Source organism: Streptomyces flavovariabilis, assembly GCF_000725785.1.
GTDB lineage: Bacteria > Actinomycetota > Actinomycetes > Streptomycetales > Streptomycetaceae > Streptomyces > Streptomyces hawaiiensis.
Map to the genome: position 1 here is coordinate 215,696 of NZ_JNXD01000027.1, position 7,728 is coordinate 223,423.

At 69.0% G+C, this 7,728-nt stretch carries 6 protein-coding genes and 2 pseudogenes; 3 read left to right on the forward strand and 5 right to left on the reverse strand.

The genetic code is table 11. The features are described from left to right. Positions 1–74: 74 nt before the first annotated feature. From IO24_RS42265 to IO24_RS43735, 5 genes and pseudogenes are all read right to left on the reverse strand, one after another. Entirely contained in the window at positions 75–752 is a 678-nt protein-coding gene (locus IO24_RS42265) for a hypothetical protein (protein ID WP_051905998.1), read from the reverse strand. Between the two features lie 85 nt (positions 753–837). After that, positions 838–1,098: pseudogene (locus IO24_RS46845) on the reverse strand (hypothetical protein); the annotation flags it as partial. Between the two features lie 856 nt (positions 1,099–1,954). After that, a complete protein-coding gene (locus IO24_RS0135375) occupies positions 1,955–3,481 on the reverse strand; it encodes an alpha-N-arabinofuranosidase (RefSeq protein WP_031143162.1) in 1,527 nt (508 codons plus the stop codon). Positions 3,482–3,716: 235 nt separating this feature from the next. Beyond that, positions 3,717–4,184 (reverse strand): hypothetical protein, encoded by a 468-nt coding sequence (locus IO24_RS0135380; protein WP_031143164.1) that lies wholly within the window; start codon positions 4,182–4,184, stop codon positions 3,717–3,719. Between the two features lie 46 nt (positions 4,185–4,230). Continuing rightward, positions 4,231–4,870: pseudogene (locus tag IO24_RS43735) on the reverse strand (glycoside hydrolase family 3 N-terminal domain-containing protein); the annotation flags it as partial. On the opposite strand from IO24_RS43735, the gene IO24_RS46850 reads away from it, so the two are divergent. From IO24_RS46850 to IO24_RS0135400, 3 genes are all read left to right on the forward strand, one after another. Next, entirely contained in the window at positions 4,790–5,182 is a 393-nt protein-coding gene (locus tag IO24_RS46850) for a hypothetical protein (RefSeq protein WP_031143168.1), read from the forward strand. The pseudogene IO24_RS43735 and the gene IO24_RS46850 overlap by 81 nt on opposite strands. Positions 5,183–5,359: 177 nt before the next feature. Then, complete coding sequence (locus IO24_RS41280) at positions 5,360–5,803, forward strand: beta-xylosidase family glycoside hydrolase (protein WP_051905999.1); 444 nt, start codon at positions 5,360–5,362, stop codon at positions 5,801–5,803. A 71-nt stretch (positions 5,804–5,874) separates the two neighbouring features. Beyond that, a complete protein-coding gene (locus IO24_RS0135400) occupies positions 5,875–7,425 on the forward strand; it encodes a glycoside hydrolase family 43 protein (RefSeq protein ID WP_045296996.1) in 1,551 nt (516 codons plus the stop codon). Positions 7,426–7,728 lie beyond the last annotated feature (303 nt).

The following is a 7,728-nucleotide window of genomic DNA, read 5'->3' on the forward strand; positions in this document are numbered from 1 at the left end:
ATCCCCTCGAGGGCAGCCCCAGTTCGACGTAGCGCCGGGCGACCGCAAGCAGTTCCTCCTGGTCGTGGTAGCGCTCAGTGGACTGGATGTAGCACGAAGGCCAAGAGGGGCGGCATCGGTGCGGCTCCGGTCAGCCGCCGGAAGCGGCGGACCACGTCATGGAGTCCGGGTCCCGCCAGCACGAAGTAGTCGAGTTCCGGTACGCATGCGGCCCGGAGCCGGCAGCCCGTCGCGTCGTCCTGGAAGGTCGTCGCGCTGTATCCGTGCCACAACAGGCCCCAGCCGCGGGTGGATGCCAGGAAGGGGACACTGACCTTGAGGTTGTGCTGGTACAGGCACTGCGTCGTGCCCCGTCGGTCAAGGCGGCCCTCCTCGTGCCGGCCGAGGCCGTACAGGGCTTCGCCGTCGGTGAGCCGCAGTCCGAGGCGGGCACGGTAGCCGGGAGCGGAGTCGGTCGCGCCGGCCGGCGTGCGGCGCTCCAGCTGGACCGCGTCCGCCTCCAACTCGCTGAAGAGTGGGTCCCCGGAGGGGCCCCGGTAGCTGAGCCGTCCGGTGGCGAGGTCGACGACGAGGGTCAACGAGCTCTCGGACATGTCCAGTTCATCGTCCTTCTCGATGAGCGTGAAGGTTCCGGGTCGTCGTCGCTCGCGCAGCGGATCGAGCATCGGGCCATCGGTCAGGACGGGGGCGCCGTCGGACGCGGGGCGGGCTGCGACCCGCAGGATGCCGGGCCCCTCCCAGACCGCCCGCATGGACAGTCCGCGGCAGGTCCAGCCGCACTCCGTCCGCCGACTGCTCCCACCGCACACGGCGATTGCCGGTCACGGTTCCGCTCGCGTCGACGATCTGCTCGAAGAAGAACTCGTGCTTGAGGAAGGAGACGTCGTACTCGCGCCCCGGACAGGGCGGGATCAGTTGGGCGGCCTGGATCAGCCGCCAGCCGTCGCGAAGGGCCTCCACGCCCGACTCGTACGGCGGCTCGTCGCTGTCTCCCGTGGTCGGGGAGGTGCGGCCGGTCCCGTCGTAGCGTGCCCAGCCGACGATCGGGGAGTCCAGGGCCGAGGTGGACAGGTACAGCACCAGCACCCCCTGCCGCAGCACAGGGGCGCTGCCCGCCTGCGCGGCGGGTAGCCCGACAGGTTGTGCTGCTGTCTGAGGCCGGGCAGCGGACCGATGGTGTCCACCATCGGTACATGTTCGCCAGGCAGCCCCGTGCGCCACACAACCGCCGGGAAAGCGAGCGAATTTGGGCTTCAGATCAGCGATAGCCTCGGCCAGGTCGGCGCGCAGTCCGCCCGGTCAGCCCCAGAACGTCGCCTGGGGGAAGAGGGAGACCAGGTTCGCTTGGCCGGTGCCGACACTGGTCGACGTGGGAGTGAACCGGGCGTCCGGGTCCGTAACGGCGCAGGTCAGCACGCTCGCATGCCGCTTCCAGGATCCGTCGACCGGACCCAACCCCCCTCTGCGTATGCCCGTTCGCCGTCACGGCTCTCGTCACCGCCACCAGCCGGACCGCCGTGCCGTCTGACGGGCCTGGCGTAGACACTGACGTCGTAGTGTGCACCTTCCTGGACGGGGATGCCGTCGAAGCCCTCGTTGCGCAGCCCGGCGCCGAGGCGGCCGTGCCGGTGGCCGTGGTGTGCAGGACGGCGTGCTGCGGGTTGGCCGGGTGCAACGGAGCCTCAGCCGACACGGCGACCGCCCCGGCGGCGCCCTCCCGCTCCAGCACCTCCCACGCGGTCAGGGCATGCCAATCAAGCCGGTCGGCGCGGCTGTACGCGAAGGAACGGTTCTGGATCAGCTCGGCGTACAGGCCGCCGTCCGCCGCATGGCTGGGGTCCTCGAAGAACGCCCCGAAGAGATCGGGCGAGATGGCGGTGCCGGACGCCACGGTGCCGCCGTGGATCACCGTCCCCACGGCGATGTCGGGCGTCCGGCTCGTCATGTCGGCTCCTCAGTGCGCGCGGGCCACGGGGGCCTGGACGGTGACGAACGAGTGGGGAGGCAGCGTCAGAACGAGCCCCTGACCTGTTGGCTTCACGCCGTCGAACGGGCGCGGAACCACCGCCTCGGGCGATTCCGGAGAATTGTGGACCTGGAGTCTGTCCGCGGTCAGCAGACGAGCGGTCGGCTCGCCGACCGCTCCCCCGCGCAGGTCGAGTGTCACCTCGACCGGTTCCTCGGCGTCCAGATTGGACACTGAGATCAGCACCGCGCCGTCCTTGATGCTGGCCGAGGCGGACAGCGTGTCGAGCTCGGCGTCCCCCACCCGGCGCCGGGCATCCTGGGTGCGCAGGTGCACGGCGAGTGAGGTGGCGTCCTGGTGGCCCTTGTTCATCTCGAAGACGTGGTAGGTCGGGGTGAGGCACAGCGCGTCGCCGTCGGTGAGGAGCATGGCCTGCAGGACGTTGACGGTCTGCGCGATGTTCGCCATGTACAGACGTGCGGCGTGCTTGTGGAAGATGTCGAAGTGGGTGCTGGCCACGAGCGCGTCGCGCAGCGTGTTCTGCTGGAACAGGAAGCCCGGGTTGGTGCCCGGCTCCACGTCCCACCAGGTGCCCCACTCGTCCAGGACCAGGCCGACCCTGCGGCCCGGGTCGTAGATGTCCATGACGGTGGAGTGGCCGGTGAGGATACGGTCGATCCGCTGGGCCGAGGCCATGGTGCGGTAGTAGTCGTCGGTGTCGAAGTCGGTGGCGCTGCCCTTCGCCTCCCAAGTGCCGGACATCGTGTAGTGGTGGACGGATATGCCCTGGAAGAAGGTGCGCGGGGTGGCCTCGCAGCCGAAGCAGTTGATCTGCTCCATCAGGGTGCGGGTCCACTTGTAGTCGTCGCCGGTCGCGCCCGAGGCGATGCGGTACAGCTTGTTGTCGCCGTGGTCGCGGCAGTACGTGGCGTACTGCCGGGCCAGATCTGCGGAGTACTCGGCGCGCATGTTGCCGCCACAGCCCCACGTCTCGTTGCCGATGCCCCAGAACTTCACCCGCCAGGGCTCGTCGCGGCCGTTGGCCCTGCGCAGCCTGGCCATGGGGCTGTCGCCGTCGCGGGTCAGATACTCGACCCATTCGCTCATCTCCTGCACGGTGCCGGAGCCGACGTTGCCGCTGATGTAGGGCTCGGTGCCCAGGAGTTCGCACAACGCCATGAACTCGTGGGTGCCGAAGTGGTTGTTCTCCTCGACGTCGCCCCAGTGGGTGTTGACCATCCGGGGGCGCTGGTCACGGGGGCCGATGCCGTCCTTCCAGTGGTACTCGTCGGCGAAACAACCACCCGGCCAGCGGAGGTTGGGGATGTTCAGGGCACGCAGCGCCTGGACGACGTCAAGGCGGATGCCGCCCTCGTTCGGGATCGTCGAGTCCTCCCCGACCCAGAAGCCGCCGTAGATGCAGCGGCCGAGGTGCTCGGCAAAGTGACCGTAGAGATGTCGGCTGATCGTCGGGCCCTCGATGTCGAGGTCGACGATGGCGGTAACGGTGGACATGGGGGCTCCAAGGGGCTCGGGAGAATTCTGTATCGGTAGGAGAGTTGGGGGGTACCTGGAGGGGAGGCCGTCAAGAGACCGGGGTGAAGGGTGGCTGCGCACCTCCCCGTACGGAGCCTTCGAGACAGCTGTCGAGGAACTGGTGGACGCGACCGACCCGCTCGTTGCCGGTGTCAAAGGTGTGTGGTCGGCCCCGGCGTCGCCTGAGGAAGACGCCGGGGCCGGGCGCCGAAGGTTACAGAGCCGCGGCCTCCTCGGTGGTGAGGAAGCGGAGGTTGTGAACGTGCTCGTTGGCGAACATGGGCACGCCGTCCGAGGCCAGGTACCAGGCCGGCTTGCCCCCGCTGTCGCGGATGATCCGCCCGTTGACGACGAGGTTCTCGAACGTGACGTCCTTGATGAGGTGGTCCCCGTCGAGGCCCAGGAGCAGCGACGTACCGGCGTGAGTGCCGGTGTAGGTGAGGTCCTTGATGTAGACGTTCTCGATGCCGCGGCCGGGTGCGGTGTTCCACTTCGGCATGTAGGTGACCCGCATCTGGACGAGCTGGCCCCAGCGGATGTCCTCGACGCGGATGTTGTCGCACCTGACGTCGCGGATGAGGTTGCCGTCGCCGGGGTTGAGGGCGATGCAGCCCTGGGCGCTCACCTGCGGCTCACGGTGGTCGAGGATGTCGATGTTCTCGAAGCGCAGGTTCTCCAGCACTTCGAAGTTGTCGGGATCGGGGTTGCCGTGGATGCCTATGTTGCTCGGGGGGCCACGTCTGCCCAGAGGCTGCAGTTTCCTGGTCCGTCCAGGTCCGAAGGTGTTCCCGCAGGTACGGCGAGACATGGTTCGGCCGCCCGTTGACGAGGTTGTACGCGGGCATCACCCCGGCCACGGCGCCGGCCTCGACGGGGCGGCGGAAGGCGCGCATGTCGTACTCGTGGAGGACCCTCGGCCCTACCGAGGAGGAAGAAGTCGAGCTGTCCGTCTCGTTGTTGTGGGCCGGCCAGTGCTTGAGGACGGGGGCCGTCATCCAGTACGCCGGGTCGTCGCCGCGTAGGCCGCGGGTGTACGCCGTGGCGATCGCCGCCGTCAGGTGCGGGTCCTCGGCGTAGCCCTCCTCGTTCCTGCCCCACAGCGGGTGCCGCAGCAGACTGATCGTCGGCGCCCACACGTTGAGCCCCACCCGGTCGTCGCGTGCGCGCATCGCCCGCGTCTCCTGGGCGACGGCGTCGCCGACCCGGCGGACGAGGCCGTCGTTCCAGGTCGCGCCGAGGCCGACCGCCTGCGGGAAGACCGTCACCGGGCCCCATCCAGGCCACACCGTGCAGTGCCTCCTGCCCGGTGCGGAAGGCGGCGAGACCGAGACGGTCCACCGCGGGGGTGAACTGGTGCAGGAATGCGATGCGTTCGTCGAGTGTGAGGCGGGAGAGGAGGTCGTCGACGCGCTGGTCCAGGGCGGCGGTGGGGTCGCGGAAGAGGGGCGGCGAGCTTTCGGTCACGTGCTCAGATCCCTTGAGGAGGAGAAGCAGGATGCGAAGCAGGAAGAAGACCTGGAGGCCGAGCTGGAGGTGGCGCGGGAGCAGATGAGTCGAGGTTCGAAGCGCTTCGATGTTCCGTCACCCCGACCCAGGCGTCAAGGCGTTCACCCAAGCTCACGCAGACCCGCAGAAGACCCCGTCGACCTCCCACTCTCCAATGATCTCAGGGAAAGTTGACGCGAGCCTTGTGGCCCCACAGGTGGTCCCTTAACGTCACTGCTTTATCGAAGCGCTTCGAAGACTTGTACTCCTGCCCGCGCTGCTCATTCCGCAGTGTCCCGCCACGCATCACCACCCGCGAACGCGCCGGCCACCTCACCCTGCACGCCCTCGGCCGGAGCCTCGACGCCCCCGATGTCACCTTCCTCGGCCGCCGCCAGGCGCACCTCTCCTGCCAGGGCCCAACTCGACGTCTCCGGCGGAAGCGGCGGCCTCGCCGTCCGCCTCGACGAACACCACCACTACGCCATCGAGGCGGACGCCGACGAAGTACGCGTCATCGCCCGTATCGGCCCGCTGCGCAGCGTCGTCACCCGGTCCGACAAGGCGCCGGGCCCCGTCGTCCTCGGCCTCGACATCACCGCCCGCACCGCCCTCGACGACGCCCGCACCGGACCCGACGTCGTACGCTTCGGGACCTGCCAGGAGGACGGCACCTTCACCGAACTCGCCGCCCTGGACGGCCGCTACCTCACCACCGAGGTCGCCGGCGGATTCACCGGCCGCGTCATCGGCCCCTACGCCACCGACGGTCGCGTCGATGTGGACTGGTTCACCTACGAGCCGCTCACCCCCTGACCCCGCTCGCCCCCTGACCCCGCTCGCCCCTTCGGCTCTCGGTCGCCCACACGTGAGGAAGCTGATCTCGAATGTCCCGGCTCCAACACCCCCACAGCCGCTGGAAAGACACGACGGCCCAGCAGGAGCAGTTCACCAACCCGGTGATCTGGCAGGACTTCGCCGACCTCGAGGTCATCCGCGTCGGCGACACGTACTACTACACCGGCTCGACCATGCACTACTCGCCGGGCGCGCCCGTCCTGCGCTCCTACGACCTGGTCAACTGGGAGTTCATCGGCCAGTCGGTGCCGGTCCTCGACTTCGGCGACGCGTACGACCTCAACGGTGGACGGGCGTACGTCCAGGGCATCTACGCGTCCTCGATGCGCCACAGCCCCAGCGACGAGACCTTCTACTGGCTGGGCCAGATCGGCAACCAGCGGACGTACGTATACAGCGCCACCGACGCGGCGGGCCCCTGGACCCGGCACGCCGAGATCGGCAGCATTTACTACGACGCGGGGCTGCTCTTCGACGACGACGGCACCCCGTACGTGGCGTACGGCGCCAACGACATCCACGTCGCGCAGCTCTCCCCGGACATGCGCACCGAGGTCAGGTCCGAGCACGTGCTCACCAAGCCCGACGACATGCACCTGATGGAGGGCTCCCGCTTCTACAAGATCAACGGGAACTACTACATCTTCGTCACCCGCCCGGCCAACGGCCAGTACATCTGGAAGTCCGCCTCAGGCCCCTTCGGCCCGTACGAGATGCGGGAGGTGCTGTTGGACTTGCCCGGCCCGATCCCCGGCGGCGGCGTGCCGCACCAGGGCTCGCTGGTCGACACCCCGAACGGCGACTGGTACTACATGGGCTTCATCGACGCCTATCCCGGCGGCCGCGTCCCCGCCCTGGCCCCGGTCACCTGGAACGCCGAGGGCTGGCCCGAGCTCCAGACCGCCGACGGCGCGTGGGGCGAGACTCACCCCTACCCGGTCACCCCCCACCCGCTCCCGCCGATGACCGGCGCCGACACCTTCGAGGGGACGGCGCCGGCGCCGTACTGGGAGTGGAACCACAACCCCGACACCGCCGCGTTCACCGTCGACAACGGGCTCACCCTCAGGACCGCCACCGTCACCGACGACCTCTACAACGCCCGTAACACCCTCACCCGCCGCATCCAGGGCCCCGCCTCCACCGCGACCGTCGTGCTCGACTGCTCCGGGATGGCGGACGGCGACCGGGCCGGGCTGGCGATGCTGCGGGACTCCTCCGCCTGGATCGGTGTCACGCGGCAGGACGGCGTCAGCAGGCTGGTGATGTTCGACGGCCTGACCATGGACGCCGACTGGAACACCACCGGCACCGGCACCGAGCAGGCCGGCGCCGACCTCCCCGCGTCCGGCAGCCGCGTCTGGCTGCGCGCCGCCGCCGACATCAGCCCGGGGCCGGGCCGCCAGGCGACGTTCTCCTACAGCACCGACGGCACCACCTTCACCCCGCTCGGCCCGGCCTTCACCATGAACGAGAGGCCTCATTTCTTCATGGGCTACCGCTTCGCCGTCTTCAACCACGCCACCCAGGCCCTCGGCGGCGAAGTGCTGGTGGAACGCTTCGAGTTGAGCACGCCCTGACCATCCGATGCAGTCCGGCCCTCAGTCGAACAGCGCGGTGCGCACGATGCGTTGCACGGCCATCGCGTCGTGCCGGAACTGCGCCTCGCGGGCCGTCCGCAACTGCAGGCGGGCAGGCACGAGTGGGCTCTTCTGCACTGAGCGCTGTGCATCGTGAAGTTGCTGGTCACGGGTCTGGTGTGTGCGGGGTTCGGGATGCTCGTGCTGGTCGTGGGTGGATGACTTCGGTGAAGATCGTCGGTCACCGGGAAACGTCGCGGTTTGTGAGGACGAGCAGAGACCCCACCGGGGCGGTCGCCCACG

Bases quoted from the DNA above. Each gene is read 5' to 3' on its own strand.
- IO24_RS41280 (WP_051905999.1), top strand. From the start codon at position 5,360: ATGTCACCTTCCTCGGCCGCCGCCAGGCGCACCTCTCCTGCCAGGGCC.
- IO24_RS42265 (WP_051905998.1), bottom strand. From the start codon at position 752: ATGCGGGCGGTCTGGGAGGGGCCCGGCATCCTGCGGGTCGCAGCCCGC.
- IO24_RS0135400 (WP_045296996.1), top strand. From the start codon at position 5,875: ATGTCCCGGCTCCAACACCCCCACAGCCGCTGGAAAGACACGACGGCC.
- IO24_RS0135375 (WP_031143162.1), bottom strand. From the start codon at position 3,481: ATGTCCACCGTTACCGCCATCGTCGACCTCGACATCGAGGGCCCGACG.